This is a genomic window from Streptomyces sp. NPDC059371, from assembly GCF_042751995.1.
Lineage (GTDB): Bacteria > Actinomycetota > Actinomycetes > Streptomycetales > Streptomycetaceae > Streptomyces.
This window is the reverse complement of record NZ_JBHYXD010000012.1, coordinates 43942-66449: the sequence shown is the minus strand read 5'-3', so window position 1 is coordinate 66449 and position 22508 is coordinate 43942. Positions and strand designations below refer to the sequence as shown.

Here is a 22508-nt window from a genome sequence, read left to right as displayed (position 1 = left end):
ACGGCTGACGGCTGACGGCTGACGGCTGACAGTTGCGGAACTGGCCTACCCGACGCCCCCCTTGAGCCTCCGACGGCGCACACGCACGCCGCCGGAGGGGGAGGTCAACTCGTCGCGGGCCCGCCGACCAGGGAGAGCGTGCCGTCGAGATAGGCCGCCCGGGTGGCACGGCGCTGGATCTTCCCGCTCGACGTCTTGGGGATGGTGCCGGGGTGGACGAGCACGACGTCGCGTACCGGCAGGCCGTGTGCCTCGCTGATGGCGCCGCGGATCAGATCGACGATCTTCTCGGACTCGCCCACCGCCTCCGGTGCCGTCTCGGCGACGACGACGGGCTGCTCTCCTTCTCCTCCGTTGTCCACGGAGAAGGCGGCGGTGCAGCCGGGCCGCAGCGCCCAGTGGGACATCTCGGCGGAGAGTTCCAGGTCCTGCGGGTAGTGGTTGCGTCCTTCGATGACGATCAGGTCCTTGAGTCGTCCGGTGACGAAGAGCTCGCCGTCCCGCAGGAATCCGAGGTCGCCGGTGCGCAGGAACCGGCCCTCGCGACCTTCGAGCGTGGCCCGGAAGGTCTGCCGGGTGGCGAGTGCGTTGCGCCAGTAGCCCTTGGCGACACTCGCGCCCGACACCCAGATCTCGCCGACCTCGCCCTCGGGGAGCTCCTCCTGCCGTTCCGGGTCGGCGATCACCAGGGTGATGCCGGGGCCGGGCCGGCCCGAGCCGACCGCGGCCGCGTCCATCGACCTGGCTTCCAGGGCGGTGACCCGTGGCCCGGTCTCGTCAAGGGCGGCGGCAGTGGCGAGTGTGGGCGGGGCCTGTACCGAACTGCCGGTGACGATCAACGTGGCCTCGGCCAGGCCGTAGCACGGATACAGGGCCTCACGGCGGAAGCCGGCGGCACCGAAGGTCTCGGTGAACCGTCGCAGGGTCGCGGCCCGCACCGGTTCCGCGCCGTTGAAGGCGACCCTCCACCGGCTCAGGTCGAGTCCGTCGACGAGATCCGGCGTAGCGTGCTTCAGGCACAGCTCGTAGGCGAAGTTGGGGCCGCCGCTGGTGTGCGGACGGTACCGGCTGACGGCGGCCAGCCAGCGCTCGGGCCGCTGCAGGAAGTGCAGCGGGGAGAAGAGCGTGGCGGTCACGCCGAGGTAGGCCGCGTTCAGGACCGGGCCGATGAGACCCATGTCGTGGTAGACGGGCAGCCAGCTCACGAAGAGTTCATGGTCGTACTCCTCGATGACGTCCGGAGTGTGGCCCATCCGTTCGGTGATGACCCGCTCGTTGTCGAGCAGATTCCCGTGGGTCACCATCACCCCGCGTGGGGCGGAGGTGGATCCGGAGGTGTACTGGAGGAAGGCGACCGAGTCGGCGGTGAGGTCGGGTTCATGCCAGGAACCGGCCGCCTCGTCGGGGATGTCCTCGGTGGCGACGCAGGTGATCTCGGCAAGTTCGGGCAGGTGTTCCGACATGGTGGCGAGCGCCGCGATCACCTCGCGGCCGCCCAGGATCACCTTGGCGTCCGCGTCGGCGATCAGGCGCTTCATCCGGAGCAGGGCGCGGTGGTTCTGCGAACGCCCGTGCGGCGGCACGCCGGGTACTGCGACGACCCCGGCCGAAAGACTGCCGAGATAACCGCAGATGAACTCGATGCCGGGCGGATACAGCAGCATGGCGCGGGAGCCGGCCAGACCACGCTCCTGCAGCCAGGCGGCGATGGCACGGGACCGCTCGGCGAGCCGCCCGTAAGAGATGTCCTGGATCTCTCCGTCACAGTCGCCCGTGACGAGGTACCGGTACGCGGTCCGGTCGGGTTGCCGGGAAGCGTGCATGGTTAAAAGATCGACCAGGGAACGAACCATAAGAGGAGTCTCACCTGTTCGGATGAGTGAGCGAAAAGACTGGAGTTCGAGGGCCGCGTCATACATACGCGCAGATGCCGCGTCCGCCTGGCCCCCTTGCCAGAACGTCCGTCTCGGTCGAATCCGCCCGGGAAGCAGCGGCGATACTCGCGCCGACTCCCCGAAGCCCCCTACGGATTGCTACCAACGAGTAACACCCTAGCAAGCCAGATCAGCTCCCCAGATGTAACTCCCGGTACTAATTACGCAATTGGACAACCTGACGGTCGGTCACGGGCCATGAACCGAGCGAAGTTGCTGGTACGCGGGATACACCGCAGGAACATGTGTGCCGCATCACGTACTCCGAACAACGTTCGAGCAACCCGTCCAACCCACCGGGTGAGGACGGGAGTCCGACACCGGTCTCTCTTCACGTCGTGTTGCGGATCCGCAATGGCGTCGAGCTCGACGGCATTCCGCCGCTTCACTCGGCCTCGCCACCCAAACCGACTTCGCCGAGCCCCGGCATCACACCCTCACGCCACCAAGGCGGACCGGCATTCACGGGATCTTCACCAGGGCGTCATGCTCTGCCCATGAGCACACCAGCCAGACCGCGGGTCTCCACGCAGCCGTCCACCCCACCGTCGCCGTATGCCGCCGAATCCCTCGCCGCCGAACCGGCGAAGCCCCGGGGGAAATGGTGGATCGCCCCGCCGGCCGGTGCACTGGTGGCGCTGCCGGTCCAGCTCGTGGCCGCTTTCCTGGTACTGATGTCCCCGATGGCCTTGGACTCGTGCACGGCCGCCAACCCCTGCGGGCGCACAGAGGCCGCGATCGGGGCGACCTTGGTGCTGCTCCTGCTGGCGCTGCTCTCCTTGGGTGTGCCCTGATATCTCGCGAAGCGCAAGAGTCTCGGCGTGGGGATCGGGGTCAGCCGGATCCCGCTCGGTCTCACCCTGGCGTCCATCGACACGCTGCTTCTCGGGATCGGTTTCGGCTGACACACAAAGAGCTGGCAGAAGGAGCCGACAAAAAAGGAACAGCTCCGCCCGTGGGCCGACGCCGGTGAGCGTCGATGCCGTACGGGCGGAGCCGTTGGAGTCCTAGGGCACGGAGGTTGCCCCGGATACCTGTGTCAGGAGCGGCGTGCGCGGCGGGACATGACCACGGCACCGGCTCCGGCGACGATCACCAGGGCCGCACCAACCGCGATCGGGCCGATCGGACCGCTCGCACCGGTCTCGGCCAGCGGCGGCGTGCTGTCGCTCGGCGACGGCGCCGGGGTGGCGGGCGGCGTCGAGGTCAGCGGCGGCACGTCCGGCGTCGTGGAGGGCGTGCTGGACGGCTTGGGGGTGGCCGGCTCCGTCGTCTCGTCGGTGGGCGGCTCACTGGACGAGGGGGTCGCGGGCGTGGCCGGAACCGACTGCGACGGGGTGGGCGAGTCCGGCGTCGCGGGGGCGCACGCCTTCTCCCCGCCGTTCCAGGCGGCTATCAGGTGGAACGGGGTCGCGACGTTGTCTGGCTGGTAGGGCAGGGGACCGTGGCCCTCGCCGGTCTTGCCGTCGTACGAGATGTCGTCGCCGTACAGATCGATCTGGCCGTAGCAGTCGGGCGTACGCACCTCGAGCTTCTGCCAGGTCTGCTTCGCGTCGGCCGAGTCGGCGACGTCCGCGGCGGTGAGGTAGACGGTGGCCTTGTCCACCAGGCTCTGGTGACCGGAGACGAACCAGTTCGGCCCCTCGGTGGTGTATTCGGCGAGGGAGACGGGGTACTTGCAGCCGTCGCCGACGCTCTGGCCCGGCGCCAGCCGGACCTCCACCGTTCCGGGAACGCTGTCCCACTGGTGGAAGCCGCCCTGGGAGGACCAGTCCGCACCCACGGGCTTTCCGTCCGCGTCGACGATGCGGTACTGGACCGTGGCGGACTGACAGTCGCCGGACGTCGCGGCGCTCGCGGCGCTCGCGCCGACGAGCGGGACCACGGCACCGGCGAAAGCGGTCACGGCGAGGGCCGTGAGAATTCTCGTTTGTTGCGAACGCGACAAGATGAGCCTCTGTGAAGGTCAAGGTGTGGGAGGTGGCAGAGTGCGAGCGGTCGACATGGGCGGGTGCCATGAGACATGGCCGACGAAGACATGGCCGCTTGTGTCACTCGCGTCGCTTCGCTCTCTTCAGACACAGCGAAGCGAGCCGTATTCTTGTCGCCTTTCACAACTCCCGTCAATTCTGCACGGGTTGAGCACAGCGACCAGTTCGACGGCCGTCTCCACCTGGGCGTTCGAATGGGTGAGGCCGCCCAGTTTCCACCCGGAATGGCGCCCTCCCCCGCCGCCCGTCGCGGGGTTCTCGGTGCCGCCGGCGGGCTGCCCATTAGTCCGAGGTCCAGGTCAACTGCCGCTAGAGGCAGGGCTCGCCCACCCGCACGGTGGCGGGGATGCGCACGGCTCGTTCGCTCTTCCCGTCGGGGGCGGTGAGCACCGGGCCATGTGCCCCGACCCGCAGTGAGGAGCCGCACAGAACGCCCTTCGGGGTGATGACACGCACGCCGGGAGAGGCGGCCGCCGGGCCGTACCAGGTCGCTCCCACCGCGGCGACGAGCGCCGCCGCGCAGCAGAACGTCGCGCCGATACCCCGGCGCAGCCGCTTGGCCGACCGCACGGCCTCGGCGTGGTCGGCGGCGGTCCGCGAGTGCAGCCCGTCGACCGCGACCACCTCCGGCAGTCCGTGAGCGGCGCTCATGAGCCACACGGCGGCCGACGCGCCCAGAAGCAGGGCTGTCAGCAGCAGCGCGCCGACGGCCGCCGCCCAGTGTTCGTCCAGACCCGACACGTCCGAACGGCCCTTGACGAGTCCGAACCCGACGAGGCCGGCCAGGAGTGCCGCGAGGCCGTTGCGCCACGCCAGTGCGGCGGCGCGCACGCGGGGCAGTTCGGTCCGCAGCACGTGCTGCCGGTGCCGTGCCCGGTGCAGGTCGGCGGGCGTGACCTGGCGGTTGGAAGCCCGGAATCCGATCGTCACGACGATGTCCCGTCCCCGTCCCCGTCCCCGTCCATCGTCAGTGGCCAATAGGCGCCGCATCCCTCGTCGGTGCCCTCGGGTCTGCCCGGGTGATCGCAGGCGCACGTACACATCACGGTCCACTCGCTGGAAACGGCCGTCGAGGTGTCAGGGACGACGGTGCCGTTCTTCACGACCTCGGAGGGCAGGAAGTTCTCGATGGCGGCTCCGCAGCGCGGGCATGTGCCGTAGAGCGTGATCCCCCCGGGCACCACCTCATGGTGAATGCCTCGCGTCACGAAGGAGTTCGAGTAGCCGGGCTCCACGGTCCCCTGGTACGGCAGTGCGTTTGTCGGGTCGTCGGGTGTGGTGATGGTGGTTGCCTTTCGCTGCCGGTCCGCGGGATCACGGTCCGGTGTGGGTGAACGGGATCCAGCCGTACCGGGGTTGTGAGGAGTCGTCGCGGAGTCCGAGGGCCGCCTGCCGGACCGCTCGTGCCGAGCCGGCGGGATCGAAGACGTTGTCGTCGATCAAGAGGGTGTAGACGGTCTCGCAGAAGTCGGCCGCCGCCCGCGCCCCGACGGACCACACCGTGCCGATGACGTGCCGGTAACCGGTGAAGTGCAGTGCGGCACCCAGGCTGATCACCTCGTCGGGCAGCCCGCGTCCGCCGGTGACGGTCTTGCAGGCGGACAGCAGGGCGAAATCCCCTTCGTGCAGGCCCGCACTGATGTCGGTGACGGTCAACAGGCCGTCGTGCAGCCACAGACCGCCGGCCGACGGTGAGTCGAGGAACTGCGTGCCGTGACAACTGATGTGCGCCCGTGGATGTTCACGCAGCGCGGCACGTACCGAGGCCCGGTCGGCCTGTGCCCCCCGGAGAACGGTCCGCCGCTCCGGCGGAAGCAGCGAGCACAGCAGTTCACGTTCCCGGTCCACCTCGGGCAGCGGAGGCTGTCCCGGCGCGTCGGCCAGGGCGACCATCAGCATGCGTGCGTCGTCCGCCGTCCGGGGGGCCGCGGCCTGTGCCCGATGGGCGCGGGCCAGTGCGAGCACCGTGGGTGTGGTCGAGCACGTATAGCGGTCCAGGAGGGTGCGTCGCGGTTCGGCGGCGCAGTCGTGGTGGCCGGCGGCATGCAGGGGCAGCAGCGCCAGGGCACCCGTCAGACACCACCACAGCCGCGGAGCGGCCTCGTCGTCCGGCAGGGGCCAGGCCGGGTCCTCGACGATGTCGGCGACGACCGCGTCCCACAGCCAGCGCACGGTCCCGTCGACCACGGTGTCCGCCGTCCGTGCCGCCTCGGCCACCGCGCGCCGTGCCGCGTGTTCGGCACGGACGGCGGGCAGGCCGGGACGGACGGACACGGCGGCGCGCGCGATGGCCAGGTTCTCCCGGGCCTCTTCCAGCGCGGTCAGCGCCGCGAGGTGGTCCACGGCCCGCTGTTCGGTCTCCCCTGACGACAGCTTCGGGAGCGGGCGGCATCGGATGTCCCGCGCGGTCACCACGAGTGCGTCGCATCGCCACTTGCTGACATTGACCACCACGACAGGTCCGTGTGCGGCGGCGGCCAGGATCTCCTCCCGGGAAGGCGGAGCGAGAAAGCCCCCGTGCCCCGAGGTGATCGCCTCGTCGGCGAGGCGCCGGTACTCACGCGCCAGCGCGGCACGCCGATCGGTCCGCCGGGACGCCGCCTCCGCGTCCTGCGTCCCCGTCAGCAGCGGGTCGTCCAGGGAGTCGAGAGCCCTGGCCGCGTCCCGGAGACTCGCGGCCAACTCGGGCTTCCACCGGTGCAGTTCGGTCGTCTGCTGGCGCAGTTGGAGGGTTCGCGTCCACAGCACACCGCGCCCCGTCTCCAGGAGGCGGAGTGCCTCCTCGGCGTCTCCGTCGTACGCGAGTCTGCTCGCGGCGGCGTCGCAGGCGACGCCTCTGACCTCGGTGAGCTGAGCCTCCACTCCGGTCCGGCCCGCGCCCCGCCAGGCCGCGTCCGGCAGGAGCGCGACCGCGCGTGCGTAACGCTCGGCGGCTCCACGGTGATCCCCGGCCGCCATGAGCCCGTCACCCGCCAGTGCGGCGACTCTCACGCGCTGACGTGGCGGCACCGCGTCCAGGCGGCACACGCCGTCCCACAGATCGACGGCCTCGGCGAGATCCGCCGGATCACGGCCGACGTCGTACCGCCGTGCCAGGGCCGCACCCAGATTGGCCATGGCCTGCGCCGCCGTCCCGCCTCGCGCGTCGAGAGCGTTCCACGCGTCGACGGCTTCCCTCAGCTGTCCGATCACCGGGTCCAGAACTGGTGCGGGTGCGTCATCGGGGAGTGCACCGATCCGGGCCTGGGCGGCATTGCCGATGAGGATCGCCCGCTGGGGATCGTCCGGCGGACACCGCAGGGCCGCTTCGTCGAAGCATCGTGATGCCGCGTCCAGGTCCTGCGGATCGCCGGCGACCGCGTGCCGTACGAGCAGGCTGTTCGCCTCCAGCATCAGTCCGCGGCCGGTCAGCAGCGCGTTCCCCACGGACGCCGAGCGCAGTGAGCGGCCCGCCTCGACGCTCTCCGTCGCCGCGTGGACGGCCCCGGCCCGGTCCCCCTCCGCGTTCAGAGCCTTCGCGAGCTCCATCAGCACCAGCGTTCGCGTCGCGGCGGCCTGCCCGTCGAGTGCCGCGTGCCTCGCGGCGCCATCGCACTTCCGTACGGCGCGTACGGCTTCGTCGAGATCGTCTCGACCGCCGAGTTCGTTCCAGCGCAGCACCAGCAACTCGGCCAGGCTCGTCCAGTGCAGCGCGGTCTCCGGATAGCCGTCCGGCAGGGTGTCGCACAACTCGCGCTGCAACGGGATGGCCCTGTCCAGCGCGGCTCGGCTCTCCACGCTCGTGCCGAACTGATGCTGTGCGCGGAATGCGGCGACAACCGTACCCAGCACGGACCAGCGCTGCGGGAATTCGGGCTTCGTCATCTCCAGCGCCCGGTCCGCGACGCTCACGGCCTCCGCGATGTCGTCCTGGTCCTGTTTCCGGACCACCCGCCGGACCAGCGTGCCGAGGAACGCGCCCACCATCAACGGGCTCTGCGGGCCCTGCGCCACGCCGGCCACGGCTCGGCCGAGTTCGATGGCTTCGTCAAGGTCCGCCTCGTCGTCCGTCGCCGCGAACCGTGCCTGTAGAAAGGCGCCCAGGTTGGATCTCCAGCCGATGAGTCGCCGATCATCCTCATGGGCGGTGGCGAGTGCCAGCCGCCCGGCGTCGATCGCCCCGTCCAGGGCGCTGGTGTCCCCGTCACGCTGGAAGCGGTGGAACCGTGCGGCCGCGATCATGGCGTGCACTCCGGGTACATCACCATGGCGGGGCGGCAGGAGGGCGAGAGCTTCGACGAGGTGCCGTTCCGCAGTGGCCAGTTCGGCAGGATCGCCGGTTCTGCCGTGCCGCTCCAACCACATGGCCCCGAGCGTCAGTCGGCACGCTCCCCGTACAGCCGAGTCGCCCGAACGATCGGCGTGCTCCACCGCCCGCCGGGCCGAGCGGATGGCTTCGGTCTCCAGCGCCGGAGCGCCCCTGCCGTGGAACTGTTTCCACAACTCCGATGCCTCGGCGTTGAGTTGGTTCGCCTTCGCCCTGTCGTCCAACCACGTCCCCCAGGCCGCATCGCGCTCCCCCACGCCTTCGGCATCATCGTAGAGGCGGCGCGGCCCTCGCGGGAGGGATACCGGGGCGAAGCCGGACGGGCAGGACGGGCCGGACGAACAGGGTGCCCGACCTGGAAAGGTCATGTGGGTGGGATGACGGCACCGGAGATGAACGGCCACGGACGGATGGCACGCCAGCGACCGATTCCCGCCGCCGCCCCGGCCCAGGGCCTCGGCCTCCGCCTCGGCGTCGGCGTCGGCGTCGGCGTCGGCGTCGGCGTCGGCGTCGGCGTCGGCGTCGTCAGCGGCGGCGGCGGCCGGGTCACAGGTTGAACACATGGATCTGAAGCGAGCGACGCGCACACGATGATGCCGTCCTCGGCTCGCACGACCAGGGGGGACCATGCGCACCAGCGTCAGCACCAACAACACCGTCACGGTCACCGTCGCGCTACTGCTGGCCGCGGCCACGGGCTGCACCGGGGACGGCGCCACCGCGAGGCCGACCACGAAGCCCGGCACGACACGGGCTGCCGACACGAACACCTCCGCGAAGCCGCGCCCTGACCCGGAAGGGCCGCGCGCGTTCGGCAGGCCGTTCACCTACACGACCGACGGGGCGACGATGGCGATGACCGCACTCCGGTACGAGCAGGGGAAGTTCCACTTCCGGCGGTCCGCCGACGAGGAGTCCGGCGCGTCCGGATACACGTGGGCCGCCATCGAGATCAAAGCGTGCCTGAAGAACGGCTTCGCCGTGGTCACCCGCAATTCCTGGGTGCTCGCGTACGCGGACGGAACACGCATCAAACCGAGCAGCGTGACATACGACGACTTCCCACGGCCGGAGTATCCCCGCATGGCAACCGTGAAGGCAGGCACCTGCGTTCACGGGAAGACGGTGTTCGCGGTGCCGGCGAAGCAGCGGCCGGTGCGGGTGCTGTACACCTCGACGACGCCGGAGAAACCGGCGGAGTGGTCGGTGCCGAAGGCGTAGCGGATGTCTTGATTCATGGCGCCCGGTTGCCTTGCCTCGTGCCCCACCTATGGCCTGCCACAAAGTCAGGCTCATTTGATCTTATGACAAGATCACAGGATGCTGCGACTAACCGACTTCATCATCGACTGCCCGGACACGATGAAGCTGGCGGCCTTCTACTCCGAGGTGATGGGGCTCCCGGTCAAGGAGGACAGTAACGAGAACTGGGCCGGTATCCAGTTCGGCGGGGTCGAACTGGCCTTCATCCAGGTGGATGACTACCGCGCCCCGCAGTGGCCCGACAGCGAGCACCCCAAGCAGTTCCACCTCGACTTCGAAGTCGACGACATCGAGGCCGAACAGCGCCGCGTCCTGGCCCTCGGCGCGACCCTGCAGCGGGACTCCACCGGCCCCGACGGCCACGGCTTCCGCGTCTACGCCGACCCCATCGGCCACCCCTTCTGCCTCTGCCGCAACAAGGGTGTCATCTGGACCGACCAGGGCCCCACCTGGCCCAAGCGCGACTAGGGCGTGTTTTGAGTCCGGATGGTGGCCGACCGCGGCCCCGGCCTCAGCGGGTCCGCGCCGACAAGGCGTGTTACTCCCGTGCCATCCGCGCCCACCTGCGGCGGCGCCAGATCGCCTGCACCGTTCCCGAGCCTGCCGACCGGGCCTCACCGGCGCAGGCGCGGCAGCCGTGGCGCCGCCCGCCCGCCTGCTGTGACAATGGTCCAGTGAGCAAAGCCCCCACCGCGCCAGTGCCCGTCGTCCTCGGGATAGACGACCTCCGGCCGCTTCCCAGATGCACGACGATCGCCCGCACCAGCCGTGAAGGCATCCAGCTCCTGGAAGAGCATCGCGACAGCTACATCGACGAGCTATGGCTCGACCACGATCTGGGCGGCGACGACACCATCATGCCGGTGGTGACCCTCATGGAAGAGGCGGCCTTCAACGCGCGGCCCTTTCAGATCGGAACGGTCTTCGTCCACAGCGCCAACCCCATCGGCGCCGAAACCGTCATCCGGTCACTCGCCCGCTGGAGCTACCGTGTCCAGCGGGCAACGGCATAGAACGCCCAGCGTTCCTTTCCGGCATGAGTGGAGGCAGCCCGCGCATCGCCCTCTCGGGCTCGCCTGCGCCGACACCGCTCCACGGGTCAGAGGCTGAAGGTGGGGCCACCCGAATCAGGACGGTCGATGTCGAGGAGGTCGCCCGTGGACGTCACCCCTACGTGCTATTGAGGCGCCGGTTGACTGTCTGTCGCGGCGCCGAGGTCAGCGAGGACTGGTTCGATGTGAGCCAGAGAGCCAATGCGTGGTATCGGCGACGGGAGTAGCCAGAGCAGCGACAGCGCTCCTCCGACGGCGGCCGTGATCAGGGTTGTCCGGAGTCCGATGACGGTGGCGAGCATGCCGCCGACGAGGGCGCCGATAGGGCGTACCCCGTAGTTGACCGTACTGAAGGCGCCGGCCACGCGACTGCGCATGCCGTCTGGTATGACCGCGGTTTGCAGGGAGTTGAGGTTGACGTCGAACAGCATGACGCCGATTCCGGCGAGGAATTCCGCGAGGCCCAGAGCCCCCGCGCGGGCCCAGGTCGGACCGTTCGCTGCGGAGGCAATAGCGATGGGGGCCGGGAACAGTACGGCGCCGACCGCGATGGATCGGCCCAGGCCGATCCATCGTGAGATCGTCGGGGCGATCACCGCGCCCAGGAGAGCTCCGGTCGACCCGATACCGAAAGCCAGCCCTATGACCCCTGCGGACAGGCCGAGTACTCGGTCGGCGAACAGCACGGTCAGACCGGTGCCCGTCAGGAACGTGAAGAAGTTGACGGTCGTCGCGCAGCCCAGACTCGCTCGCAGTACTGGGTGCCGGATGATGAAGACCAGCCCTTCCCTGGCACGGCACAGCAGCGAGGAACTCGGCTGCTCATCACTGACAGCGGATCTTTCGTCCACTCGGATCGGTGTCATGAGGGCGGCGGAGACCAGGAAGGTCAGGGCGTCCGCGATCACGGCGACGGGTGCGGTGACGGCCTGGATGAGCGCACCACCCACGGCAGGGCCGGCGACGTAGGAAGCCGACCGGCTAGCGCTGAGCTTGCTGTTGGCGTCGACGTACGACGAGCGCGGCACGAGATGGGCGAAGAACGGCGGATAGGCGGTGTTGAACAGCACACCTCCGGCGCCGGTCAGCAGCGCCACCACGAACAGATGGGTGAGTGTCACGGCACCCAACAGGTATGCGGCCGGCAAGGTCAGCAGCAGGCACGCGCGTGCCAGATCGGCGAGGACCATCAGGCGGCGTTTGTGAACTCTCTGATCGACCCAGGCGCCCAGCACGATAGCGAGGAGGTTCGGCGCCCAGGCGAGCGCGGTCAGCCACGCAACCTGATTGGCCGAGACATGCAGAACCGCTACGGCAATGAGGGGTAACGCCAGTTCGGAGATGCGGTCGCCGAACTGGGACACCGACTGCCCGGCCCAGAGGCGAACAAACCGCCGGTCCCGCCAAAGTGATGTCGGTGGGCTGGTCATTCGGCTTCACCGGTCTGCACTTCGGTGCTCTCCGGGAGGTGATAGCGCAAGAGCCGGACACCGCGGGCGCCGCTCGGCCGCTTCGCCGGGTCGCGGGTGACGTACGGAGCGAGGACACCTTCGATCGCGTCTTCGATGGCCGCCAGCTCTTCAGCGGACACCACTACGCGGGTGTTGGCCAGCCCGGCGAGCCTGCGCCACTCCGGGCTGAGTTCGGGTTCGGTCTCGGCCACCCACCGATGCGGCAGTTCGGCGGAGTGAGCGAACATTTCCCGGGACAGTACGCGCGCCGCCGATCGGCCGTCCTCGTCCTCGGGTACCTCGAAACGGAAGCCCCGGGCCGCGGCCTCCCACCGCCGCTCGCGACGATCCGTTCCGGGCTCCGCGTCGCGGACCAGTTCAAAGCCCGCCAGGTGACGCAGATGCCAGCTCGTCACCGACGGAGTCGCTCCGACGTGCGGTGCCAGCTGTGTGGCTGTCGCAGGGCCGTGCCGTTGAAGGCGTTCGAGGATGGCGAGCCGCACGGGGTGCGCCAGCGCCCGCATGACTTTCGGGTCGGTGATCTCGATATCGCCCAGTCGATTGCCACGGTCCATAGCCTGAGAGTCTTCTCTCACAATGTATGAGAGTCAACTCTCACACATCGGCCGAAGACGAGTTGGCCGACATCGGGCTGGCCGATCTCGGATGGCCATGGGGCCGAAAAGCGCGGCGAAGTCCGTGAAGTCGTTCCGCAGATACCGAGAGCCGGACGGCTTCAGGGGCTGAACGCTGCTCGGCGGCAGAATCCCGCGAAGTGGCGACGAGGGCAGGATTCGAACCTACGTCCACCCGGAATCAGAGCCGGGCGCTCCTCCGCAGAGCTTCCTCGTCGCCGTGTCGATCATGGCTGAGGCTGCAGTTCCGGGCAACCTATTTCCCCCGGAACCCCAACCCAGAGCATGCGGTCACAGCCACTCCCTCGCCGCTGCGCGCTTGCCGTTGCCGGAGAACACTCCTGCCGACCGGAGGGCACTGGCCACGAGAGGGTCCGCCACGGCAACACCGTGCACGAGTTCGGGCGTCCGGCGGAAGGCGACAGCCTCAGCGGTCGGCCGGGGCGCGGTCCAGGCGCCGGCGACGGGATCCCTCCGGTGGCGGGCGCATACTGCCTCGACCAGTGAACGCGGACATTCCTTCTCCCCCCGGAGTACTTCCCAGGGCGGCGGCAGTTCTGCCCAGATGTAGGTGTCAGGGTGCAGCCCGCCACCGCTCATCCGGTGCCAGTACGCCACATCGGCAGCCATCAGGCGGGGAACCTTGCCCGGACAGAGCCGGTCCAGAATCTTCTCCTGGCCCAGCTCGGACAGAATCGCGAACCAATGAGCTCGGGCCGTGTTCCACGCCTGCGCCGCTTGGTTCCACGTCGATGAGTCGTCGCCACGGCGCACGATCATGGTCTCGCGCTCCAGCGGATGGCGGTTCCACGCATCCTCCAAGAGGTCCGCGACCTGGCGCAGGAAGCCGTTCCACCGGACCAGCAGTTGAGTGAGGTCCTCGTCGGAGACGGCGGCCAGGACCTCCGACGTGGGATGCACATGGGCGACCGCAGACCAGCAGGTCCGCTCGGGCCGCGCGCGCAGGCGCCGGAACAGCGCCTCGGCCACCTCGTCGTAGGCCTGGCGCTGGCGGCCGTTGGTGAAGACGCTGCGCATGTAGCCCCGCGCCGTGATGTACGCGATGAAGGCCGCCGTGTCCGGGTCCGCGGCGAAGAGACCGTACGGCAGTACGTGCGCGAGTGCTCCCTTGCCCGTCATCGTCACCTCGCGGCGGCGTTGCTCGTGGATCAGACGCGCCAGTTTGGACTCCATGCGGCGCAGAAGACGGAATCGCTTGTTGTACTGGCGTTTGGAGACCTCGCCGAGGCCGGCGGCGATGCGCTCGGTCCGGTCGAGACGGTCCATCCCGAAGTCGTTCTGGCCGTACTCCCGGCCGATGGACTCGCCCGCGCGCCGAATCACCGTTTCGATGTGGTCCGGATCGTCACCGGCGCTCTCCGGAAGCTCCGGCACATCCATGAACAGGGTTGCCGCACGGGCGAGCTGGCGCTGCGCGCCGACCGGGCGGGCGAAATCCTCCCGCATGGAGGTGTAGCCGTGCCAAAGGTTGCGCAGCGAGTGTTCGGCGGCCTTGGCGAGGGCCGCCTCGGTGGGCTCGTCGACTTCGGTGCCCTGTGCCGCATACAGATCCTGGATGAGCTGGGCCACGTCCTCCGGACGCTTGCGCAGCGTGAGCGAGGCGTGCAGTTCCCGGAGGAGTTCTTCGACGGTGGGCGACGGCATGCGCCTCACCCTGTCATTCGTTGGCCAAGTGCCCAACTGGATATCCCCGAACCGCAACCACGGAGTATTTGCTCCCTCGCTCGCCAGACTCCTTTGCCAGGATCTCTGAACCATCCCCTCAACCTGCTCGTCTGCAACTACGGCAGGAGTTGGGTCCTCGAGGATTGGACAGTGGGTGGAGAACGAACGGCGTCGCCCTGACTCGGCGGACCTCGTCGTGGCCGGAAGCGGATGGCTCTTGATCGTCACTGTCGTCGCGCTACCGGGCCTTGCCTTGAATGACGGGCCGCTGACGGCGTACCTGGTGTCAGTTGGTGGCGTGATCGGGTTCCTGTGGGCCCGCAGGAGGTTGGCGGTCCGCCATTAGCCGCACGTTCTGCGCAGCCCACGAGCGGGGGGCAGCGTGAGCGTGCTCCGGATGTCCGGGGCGGACGCGAAGTGTTGGGATTCGACGGAAGCGCGCATCACCGAATCCGTACGGCCGTTCGCCGCCGTCGCGTAGGTCAAGGGCGTTGTCCGCCCGTGCGGGCAGCAGGGGGATCCGGTTCGAGTTGACGGGCCAGGGCCACCCGGGAGCGGATTCCGAGTTGGGTGAATATGTTGCGCAGGTGGTACTCGACCGTACGGGTGCTGATCGACAGCTGGCGGGCCACTTCGCGGTTGGTGGCGCCCCGAGCCACCGAGTGGGCGATGCGCTGCTGCTGCGGGGTGAGCTGAGTCAGCGGTCCCGTCTCGGATCGGGAGGCGGCCACGGCGGTGGGCGCCTCTCCGGCCGATCTGAGCTCGGCGTCGGCCCGCTCGGTCCATGCGTCGGCGCCACACTGGTCGAACCCCATGACGGCACGGCGTAGTTGGGTACGCGCCTCCACGGGACGGCGTCGACGTCGCAGCCACATCCCGTACGCGAGGTGGGTCCGGGCGTGCTCGTAGGGGCTGTCGACCTTCTCGTGCCGGGCCAGGGCAGCGATGAAGAGGCCTTCGCTCTCCTCGTTGCCCGCCACCAGCGCCCGGCAGCGTAGGACAACGGCCGGGGCCGGCGGGTCCGCTCCCCGCGAAGCCCACTGGTCGTACTGGCCGATCAGGCGCTCCACATCCGCGTCCACGTCGTGGCCGGCGAGAACCGCGGCCTCGACGTAGCAGGGGACCGCCATCATCCACAGACCGAAATGGCCCTGCCGCGGTCCCGCATGAACGAGCGGGGCCAGTCGCGCGGCGGCGTGTTCGGCGTTGCCGTGGCCCAGGTCCGCGCGGGCCCGGGCCCACTCGGCGAGCGTTCGCGCCTGGCCGGGCCCGTGGGCGTGGGCGATGTGCAGAGCCGACTGCGCGTGCGTGGCGACCTCGGCCGGGTCGCCCGCGATGGAGGCGGCCAGGGCGAGGACCGCGGCCAGTCCGGCCGTCACATTGCTCTGCGGGTGCTCGGCGGCGGCCTGCAGTCCGGCCTCCGCGTGCACACGGGCCTGGTGGTATCTGCCCTCCCGCAGCTCGGCGTAGGCGAGGTGTTCCAGGATGCGGGGAAGGAACGTCGGCGTCGCCTCGGAGCGGGCGGTGGCCAGTGCGAGGCCGAGGACCTGTCGTGCCGTCGCGAGGTCGCCCAGCATCAGTGCGATCGTGCCCGCGGACAGGAGCCGTGAGGCCTCCTCCTGCGCCCTCAGCACGTTCAGTACGGGGCCGAGCAGCGTGTTGGCGCGTTCGAAGTCACCGTGCAGGGCCCTGTGCATGCCGTCTCGGTAGGCGCGCCAGAAGACCTCGACCGGATCGTGGCCGGCCTCGGCGAGAGGTTCCTCGTCGGGAGGCACGGCTGGAGGGCAGAGCTCGTCGAGCGCCGCGAGGTAGCCGTCACGGTCGCCCGCCGACCAGGCGGCCAGGGAGGCCTGGACGCCCGCCTCGCGCGAGCGGGCCACGTCGGTCGTTCGCAGGGTTCTGGAGGCGAGGAGCAGAAGGTTGTGGGCGTCGGAGACGGGACCGTCGCGCAACAGACGAAGGCCGAGCGTCATCTCCGGCTGGGCGGGCGGCAGTTGCTCGGCTCGCGCAGGAGGAACGTCCGGTTGGTCGGGATCCCTGCCAGTCGCTTCATGGCCCACGCGCACCACCGTTCTCTGTGGTCTTGCTGTGCCCGATGCTAACGAGCGGCCGACGGGCGCGGGCCCGGTTCTACGGCATTGCTGACTGTCCATCCAACAGGGGTGCACTGGTGGTCGACCGGTGATTCCACCGATACGTGTGGGGCGTGGCGCTTCCTACGGTGTTGTTGCGCTCGGAGAACGAACCCCCGTCTTGAGCGCTCGTACCACCGCTCGAGAAAGAGGAACCCCATGTCCCGTCATGCGTCACGGCGTCGTCTCACTCTCGTGTCCCTCGCCGGCGTCGGCGCTCTCAGCGCTGCCGGCCTCACCCTGCTGCCCTCCATGGCGTCCGCAGCCCCGTGCTCCGACGTCGAGGTCGTCTTCGCCCGGGGCACCGGAGAAGCCCCCGGGCTCGGAATCACGGGAACCCCACTGGTGAGGAGCATCAAGAGCGCCCTGCCGGGGAAGACCGTGTCGTCGTACGCCGTCGACTACGCGGCGAATTTCTCCCAGACGAGTGCCGGACCCGGCGCCACCGACATGACGAACCGCGTCAAGTCCACCGCGGCCAACTGCCCCAACACCTCCTTCGTGCTGGGCGGCTATTCGCAGGGCGGCAGCGTCACCGACATCGCCCTGGGGATCTCGACCCGGCTGGGCACGGGCCGCACCATCCCCGCCGGGCTCGCGGGTCGCGTCAAGGCGATCGTCGTCTTCGGCAACCCGCTGCGGTTGTCGGGTCGCACGATCGCCTCGGCCGGCGGCCAGTTCGGCTCCAAGGCCAAGGAGTTCTGCAATGCCGGCGACCCGGTCTGCGGCAACGGCCGCAACAGCGCCGCGCATCTGACCTACCACCTCAACGGCAGTGTCGAGCAGGGCGGACGGTTCGCCGCCGAGCGGGTCGGCCTGGGTTGAGTGGGTCGGCTGAGGCCGGGTGTATCGGCCGAGACCTGACCTCTTCGCAGCGACCAAGTCCGTACGGCGCTGTGGCGACGGCCATGGCCGGCTGAACGGAGCGGTGACTGCCCTTGCCGACTACTGGCTGCTGAGCTGGAGCCGGTCTCCGAACCCTTCCGTGCCCAGGATGGCGGAGCGCAATCGACCTAGCCAGCCACCGCCAGTCGGTTGAGAACCTCCTGGGGGGTGAAGTCCCAGCCGACCAAGCGTGGCCCGCTCCAGTTGATGCCGATCTTGAGGCCGTCCCTGCCACAATCGGGCAATTCGCGATCGCGCCAGCTGTCCAGCGACAGGGATTCAACACGTAGGCCATTCCCCCAGATCTTCGCTGCCCTCTGGGCGCGGGCCGAGGTCGACCAGAACGGAAGACTGCGTGTGCCGTCCGCGGCGAGGTGAGTCGGCATTCCGTCGTCATCCCGGACGAGCCAGACCACCCCGCTTCGGCTGACGTCTCGGAAGAACGCCGCCGCTTGCGAACCGCTCTGACTCATGGCCAGTGAGCCTAAGGGTTCTCCTCCCCTCATATCGCCACGAGGTCCCGAACGACTTCGGCCCACGACGTCGAGCGCATACGCGTGGACGACCCGACGAATGGGGCTTACGTGGCTGCCCCTGGTCAGAGATCGAGGATCACGTCCTGGTGGGGCCGCGAACAGCAGATGAGAACGTTGCCGTCGGCCGGAGCGTCGATGGGGTCGGGGGAATAGTCGACCCGGCCGGAGACGAGGGCGGTCTCACAGGTGTGGCAGACCCCGCTGCGGCAGGACCACCGGACGGGAACGTCGCAGGCTTCGGCCAGATCGAGGAGAGCGCCGTAACCGGAGTCCCAGGGCACGGTGAGGCCGCTGCGGGCGAACGAGACGGACGGCCCGGTGCCCGGCCCGGGCGGGGAGGCGGGCGCGTGGGGTGCGGGGGCGTCGGCCGGCAGCACGCCGGGCGTGATCGCGGAGACCGACCCGAAGATCTCGGTATGGATCCGCGCCGACTCCAGCCCGCAGCCCAGCAGAGCCGCGGTCATGTCGTCCATGAACGCGGTCGGCCCACAGACATAGGCCTGCGCCTCCGGTGGGAGGTTCAGGCCGGTCAGGACCGCGCCCGACAGCCTGCCGACACCGTTGTAGTCCTCGCCGAGGCGGTCGTCGTCACGCGGACGGCTGTAGGCGATGTATCGATGGCCCGAGGACAGACGCGAAAGCAGGGCGCCGACCTCCCGAGCAAACGGGTGTTCGACTCCGTCGCGTGCTCCGTGGATCCACCACACCTGGTGGGGATGCTTGCTCCTGGCCAGGCTGTGCAGCATGGCCAGGACGGGAGTGGCTCCTACCCCCGCCGAGATCAGGACCACCGGCGCCGAGGTCTCACCGAGGACGAAGGTCCCTCGGGGCGCCGCCACGTCCAGGGTGTCGTGGACGGCGATGTGCCGCCGCAGATAGGCGCTGCCGACGCCGTGTGGTTCCTGCTTGATGCTGATCCGGTACGACGCGTCACCGGGCTGCCCCGACAGGGAGTAGCTGCGGATGACGGAAGGGCCCCGCAGGTCCGGCAGCATGCGGACCGTGACGAACTGGCCGGGCAGGGCGGCAGGGAGCGGATCACCGTCCGGGGCACCGAGGAAGAGCGAGAAGACGTCGGAGCTCTCCGGGACGATCTCGGTGACCGTGAGGGGCCGGAATCCCTGCCAGGCCGGTGGTGGAGCCGCCCCCGCGCCGGTCAGCCCGGCATTGCCGGTGGACGCCCCGGTGCCGTGCGCCTCATCGAGGAGCAACTGCATGGAAGCCCGCCAGCCGGGGCTCAACGCGGGGATGCGCAGGGCCCGTTCGAGATGCGCCTGGGGGTGGTCGGCCTTGTACAGGAGGGCATCCATGTCCGCTACGGTCATGCCCTCCGGGCCGTCGGCGATCTTGATGATGTCGTCGCCCGCCTGCACGAGTCCTTCGGCCAGCACCTTCAGATAGAAGCCGGGACGGCCGTGGGCCACGAGCAGAGCGGGCATCCGGGGTTCGTTCATGCGCAAGCCGACGCGGTAGCACGTCACACGGGGCTGTGTGACCTCGAACAGCGCGTCCCCGATGCGGTACCGGTCCCCGATGCAGACCTCGTCGTCCGGCAGGCCGTCGACCGTGAAGTTCTCCCCGAACTGACCGTGGACGAAGTCGTCCCGCCTCAGATGGTCCTGCCAGTACCGGTAGGAGTCCAATTGGTAGACCAGGACAGCACGGAAGGGGCCGCCGTGACCGCCCAGGTCACCCTGCCCGTCACCGTCGATGTTGAGCCGCCGGACCATGCGCGGTCCTGCGACCGGCCGCTTCCAGATGCCCGTGTGGGTGGTGCGGCCCTTCCAGGGCACATCCTGGGGCAGCCCCACGTTCACCGCGATCAGCGTCGCCATGCGCGGCCGTCTCCCGTCGAGTGGTGTTCCTTCTCGCGCCGGTACCCCGAGTCTCCACGGCAACAGGGCGCCGCGCATCCTCGGCCGACAGCGGGGCACGGGTCCGCCCTGCTTCCGCGGGCGGATGGGAGCCGGGTTCCGTGCGAACAGCACGGGAGGTTCCCGCCGTCACCGCGGAACCCGTGAGGCCGACAGGATCCGGTCGGGTACGTCTGCGGCCGTCGATGGTCCGGCCTCGCGCGTCACGTACACACGCAGGATCTCACCGGCCGGGACCGCCTGGGGATCGGTCTACGTACCGTGGGGACACAACGGCGTTCGACCACCAATACGCCGACGTGATCGAGTCCTTCGACCGCGCCGGTTTGTGCCGTCAGGCCCTTGACCCGGTGCCTCCTCGAGGGAGGAAGGGGAAAGAGAGCGGGTCTGCGTGGTGAAGCATGGGTCTCTGATGACTCCGACAGCAGGGAGCGTTTCTTCCGATGACCGCACAGCCCGCACGCCCTGAGCGCAGCGGTCCCCGGACCGCCTCGGTCATGGATGTCTCGCCGTTCAAGCCTTGCCTCGTCAAAGCGGTGTTCAGGGACGTGACCCCGATGCACGTCTCTCGGCCGGCCGCGTGGGCCGCCGCGTCGGTGACGCGGACGGTGCTGACGGAGATCATCGACGGCGCGAGGAGAGCGGCGGCGGAGAAGGCCCGGAGGAAGCTGATTCCCGGGGACCTTCTCTCGGCGATCGACGGGAACGTGGAGCTCGAGGTGGGGGCCGAGTGGTACGACCACAGCCCGACGTTTCAAGGCCTGACCGGTGTCCTGTACGACGCCGAGGGTGTCATCGTGCCTTCTCGTAAGCGCAGCAGGTCGCGCAAACCGAGTGCTGTGGTCGGCGCCCACAGGTTCGAGGCCGGGGTCAGGAAGCTGCTGTGGAGCCAGGGGGCGACGGCCGTCCCGGCGATGGTCCGCGACCTGGACGGAATCGCGAGCGTGTTCCTGACGGACCTCGCCCGGGATGCGGCCATGGTCGTCCGCGAGGGCGGGGTCAAACGCTTCGGTACGGTCACCCAAGTGACGTCGGGCGAACCGGCCCCACACCCGTTCCTCGACGATTCGCTCGCGGCCATGTCCGCCCGCAGGGGGGACGGGCGGACCATCCGCAGGGATGACATCCTGGCCGCCACCACGATGCAGTTGTTCGGCGGCAACCTCAGGCAGCGAGCCCTCACCGAGGCACGCGCGGCGACACAGAACACTTCGGGCGGCTGATCGGGTGCGACCGACATCGGCGCCTGCACCCTCATCTGCCACCGCAGACTCGCCGAATGAGCTGACCTCCAAGGCTCGGTGAGAGTGTCCGGGCATCTGAGCATGCATCCGGAGACCGTTCGAGGCGACGGCGGCCTGCGGCACATTTTGTTGGCTAGTAGAGGCCCGCGCGCATGTGCTGCGTGCGATCCTCAAGGATCTCGCGCAGCCATCGGCTGCGGACGGCCGGCAGCCGGACCAGGGTGTGCTCGAAGATCATCGGGTCGAGGCGGATGAGGCGGTGAGGGCGCGGCGGGGGCGGGTAGTCGCGGAGGACGCCGTCCGGCATGGTGCCCGAGGCGGGGAGTGGGAGGTGTGGCTCGGGGGATGCCAGCCACTTCCACACCCCGAACGGCAGCGGCACGGGGTATGCCGATGCGGCCGGGCCCGTCGGGCTCCAGAGCTCTCCTGTCTGCGGGTGGGTCGGCAGGAGGAGTATGTCGGCGTCCGTGTCGGGGGTGGGCAGTCCTGGTCCGGCGAGGAAGACGCGTCGCGCCTGTGGGCCCGCAGGCAGCAGGGCGTCGAGGGCATGTTGGAACACTTCCGCGATCAGGCCCTGCGGGACCGTCACGGGCCGACCGTCCGAGGCCGCCAGCAGGTGTGCGAGCGCCCGGCCGGCCGCCGCCTCCCACTGCGGGTTCCATGACCACCAGTGGTCCGGCTCGCAGCGAACCCCATCTGGCCACCGGTGCGACCGGGGGCGTGCCCTTCCCCTTCGCCACCACTTCCGCCCAGGAGAGCGTCGCGGTTTGGGCGTCGTCGACGGGGACACGGCGCACGGCGTCCGGCGCGAGCCAGACCGCCTGCCAGAGTGAACAGTCGTCGATTCGGTTCGCAACGGGCCGTCCGCACGCCTCGCAGGCCATGTTGGGGCCGTCACCTCAGTCGAGGCCGCAGCAGTAGCCGCCCGCGTTCTCCGGGACGAGCACTGTGCCTCGGACCTCCCCAGGCGCGATGACGATTGCGCCGGGCGCGCCCTCGGACAAGGCGTGGACCGGTGCGTAGACGCCGCGGGCCGCCGCCTCGTCCAGATCGATGTTCTCCCAGCTCCGCCACGGCGGCCCCCAGGGCTCCGGGTCCACGGCGAACGTGCCCGGCTCCATGAGCACCGGGAGCTGAATTCCGTTCCCGTACTTCTGACGGGCGTGGCTCGGCAGTGCGACCTGGGACAGCGGGACGGTCAGACTGGCGCCGCACCCCGCACACACGAAAACGAACAATCGTCCTCCGCTAGAGAAACCGCGGGCATCGTCGCAGCTCAGCGGCGGAGCAGCCAACGGGTTTTCGTGCGCCGGAACGCCGGAACGCAGCGTTTGGCAGCCGTGCGTTCGCCGGCGCCGATCCGCGTCTTACTCCCGCTCTGTGTCCCGCTGTCCCGCTCCGCCTCACCACGCCAACGCACTGCGCCGTCCCGCCCGGCAAGGGCCCAGGACCCACGTCCCTCGCACCGACTACAACCCTGGACGAACCTCGGGTGTCTTCTGGGTGAGCAGATGAAGGC

The 22508-nt window shown here is 69.4% G+C and carries 18 protein-coding genes, 1 tRNA gene and 1 pseudogene; 7 read left to right on the top strand and 13 right to left on the bottom strand.

The window, feature by feature from the left end; genetic code table 11:
• Nucleotides 1–104 precede the first annotated feature (104 nt).
• Nucleotides 105–1853: a fatty acyl-AMP ligase gene (locus ACFXGX_RS10020; protein WP_384787416.1), complete on the bottom strand. Its 1749-nt coding sequence runs from the start codon at nt 1851–1853 to the stop codon at nt 105–107.
• Nucleotides 1854–2431: 578 nt separating this feature from the next.
• Between ACFXGX_RS10020 and ACFXGX_RS10015 the strand changes: the two genes are divergently transcribed.
• Nucleotides 2432–2728: a hypothetical protein gene (locus tag ACFXGX_RS10015; protein ID WP_384787413.1), complete on the top strand. Its 297-nt coding sequence runs from the start codon at nt 2432–2434 to the stop codon at nt 2726–2728.
• Between the two features lie 245 nt (nt 2729–2973).
• Here ACFXGX_RS10015 and ACFXGX_RS10010 read toward each other — a convergent pair whose 3' ends face one another.
• The 4 genes from ACFXGX_RS10010 to ACFXGX_RS09995 form a co-directional block, all read right to left on the bottom strand.
• A complete protein-coding gene (locus ACFXGX_RS10010; protein ID WP_384787410.1) occupies nt 2974–3840 on the bottom strand; it encodes a hypothetical protein in 867 nt (288 codons plus the stop codon).
• A 394-nt stretch (nt 3841–4234) separates the two neighbouring features.
• Nucleotides 4235–4855 carry a hypothetical protein gene (locus ACFXGX_RS10005; protein WP_384787407.1) on the bottom strand — a complete coding sequence of 207 codons (621 nt, stop codon included), beginning with the start codon at nt 4853–4855 and terminating at the stop codon, nt 4235–4237.
• Nucleotides 4852–5106, bottom strand: coding sequence for a hypothetical protein (locus ACFXGX_RS10000; protein ID WP_384787404.1), 255 nt, complete (start codon nt 5104–5106; stop codon nt 4852–4854). Before ACFXGX_RS10000 ends, ACFXGX_RS10005 begins: the two co-directional genes overlap by 4 nt.
• Nucleotides 5107–5239: 133 nt before the next feature.
• Nucleotides 5240–8488, bottom strand: coding sequence for a CHAT domain-containing protein (locus ACFXGX_RS09995; RefSeq protein WP_384787401.1), 3249 nt, complete (start codon nt 8486–8488; stop codon nt 5240–5242).
• 120 nt (nt 8489–8608) lie between these two features.
• Here ACFXGX_RS09995 and ACFXGX_RS09990 point away from each other — a divergent pair, with 120 nt between their 5' ends.
• The 4 genes from ACFXGX_RS09990 (at nt 8609) to ACFXGX_RS09975 (ending at nt 10507) form a co-directional block, all read left to right on the top strand.
• Nucleotides 8609–8788, top strand: coding sequence for a hypothetical protein (locus tag ACFXGX_RS09990; RefSeq protein WP_384787398.1), 180 nt, complete (start codon nt 8609–8611; stop codon nt 8786–8788).
• A 70-nt stretch (nt 8789–8858) separates the two neighbouring features.
• Nucleotides 8859–9452, top strand: coding sequence for a hypothetical protein (locus ACFXGX_RS09985; RefSeq protein WP_384787396.1), 594 nt, complete (start codon nt 8859–8861; stop codon nt 9450–9452).
• A gap of 99 nt (nt 9453–9551) precedes the next feature.
• Complete coding sequence (locus ACFXGX_RS09980; protein WP_384787393.1) at nt 9552–9962, top strand: VOC family protein; 411 nt, start codon at nt 9552–9554, stop codon at nt 9960–9962.
• 206 nt (nt 9963–10168) lie between these two features.
• Nucleotides 10169–10507 (top strand): cyclic-phosphate processing receiver domain-containing protein, encoded by a 339-nt coding sequence (locus ACFXGX_RS09975; protein ID WP_384787390.1) that lies wholly within the window; start codon nt 10169–10171, stop codon nt 10505–10507.
• A 164-nt stretch (nt 10508–10671) separates the two neighbouring features.
• Here the strand turns inward: ACFXGX_RS09975 and ACFXGX_RS09970 are convergent, their stop codons facing one another.
• The 5 genes from ACFXGX_RS09970 to ACFXGX_RS09950 all read right to left on the bottom strand — a co-directional run bounded on the left by ACFXGX_RS09970 (nt 10672) and on the right by ACFXGX_RS09950 (nt 16291).
• Nucleotides 10672–11976 (bottom strand): MFS transporter, encoded by a 1305-nt coding sequence (locus tag ACFXGX_RS09970; protein ID WP_384787388.1) that lies wholly within the window; start codon nt 11974–11976, stop codon nt 10672–10674.
• Nucleotides 11973–12572 carry an ArsR/SmtB family transcription factor gene (locus ACFXGX_RS09965; protein ID WP_384787385.1) on the bottom strand — a complete coding sequence of 200 codons (600 nt, stop codon included), beginning with the start codon at nt 12570–12572 and terminating at the stop codon, nt 11973–11975. Before ACFXGX_RS09965 ends, ACFXGX_RS09970 begins: the two co-directional genes overlap by 4 nt.
• Before the next feature lie 201 nt (nt 12573–12773).
• Nucleotides 12774–12849 (bottom strand) — tRNA-Gln (locus tag ACFXGX_RS09960).
• A 74-nt stretch (nt 12850–12923) separates the two neighbouring features.
• Complete coding sequence (locus ACFXGX_RS09955) at nt 12924–14297, bottom strand: hypothetical protein (protein WP_384787382.1); 1374 nt, start codon at nt 14295–14297, stop codon at nt 12924–12926.
• Nucleotides 14298–14800: 503 nt separating this feature from the next.
• Nucleotides 14801–16291 (bottom strand): LuxR C-terminal-related transcriptional regulator, encoded by a 1491-nt coding sequence (locus ACFXGX_RS09950; protein ID WP_384787379.1) that lies wholly within the window; start codon nt 16289–16291, stop codon nt 14801–14803.
• 318 nt (nt 16292–16609) lie between these two features.
• Between ACFXGX_RS09950 and ACFXGX_RS09945 the strand changes: the two genes are divergently transcribed.
• Nucleotides 16610–17275 (top strand): cutinase family protein, encoded by a 666-nt coding sequence (locus ACFXGX_RS09945; protein WP_384787376.1) that lies wholly within the window; start codon nt 16610–16612, stop codon nt 17273–17275.
• Nucleotides 17276–17463: 188 nt separating this feature from the next.
• Here the strand turns inward: ACFXGX_RS09945 and ACFXGX_RS09940 are convergent, their stop codons facing one another.
• Both ACFXGX_RS09940 and ACFXGX_RS09935 read right to left on the bottom strand, forming a co-directional pair.
• Nucleotides 17464–17808, bottom strand: coding sequence for a DUF2750 domain-containing protein (locus ACFXGX_RS09940; RefSeq protein ID WP_384787373.1), 345 nt, complete (start codon nt 17806–17808; stop codon nt 17464–17466).
• A 125-nt stretch (nt 17809–17933) separates the two neighbouring features.
• A complete protein-coding gene (locus tag ACFXGX_RS09935; protein ID WP_384787370.1) occupies nt 17934–19706 on the bottom strand; it encodes an MOSC domain-containing protein in 1773 nt (590 codons plus the stop codon).
• Between the two features lie 482 nt (nt 19707–20188).
• On the opposite strand from ACFXGX_RS09935, the gene ACFXGX_RS09930 reads away from it, so the two are divergent.
• A complete protein-coding gene (locus tag ACFXGX_RS09930; protein ID WP_384787367.1) occupies nt 20189–20968 on the top strand; it encodes a hypothetical protein in 780 nt (259 codons plus the stop codon).
• Nucleotides 20969–21122: 154 nt separating this feature from the next.
• Here the strand turns inward: ACFXGX_RS09930 and ACFXGX_RS09925 are convergent.
• Nucleotides 21123–22227, bottom strand: a pseudogene (locus tag ACFXGX_RS09925) (hypothetical protein).
• Nucleotides 22228–22508: the final 281 nt, after the last annotated feature.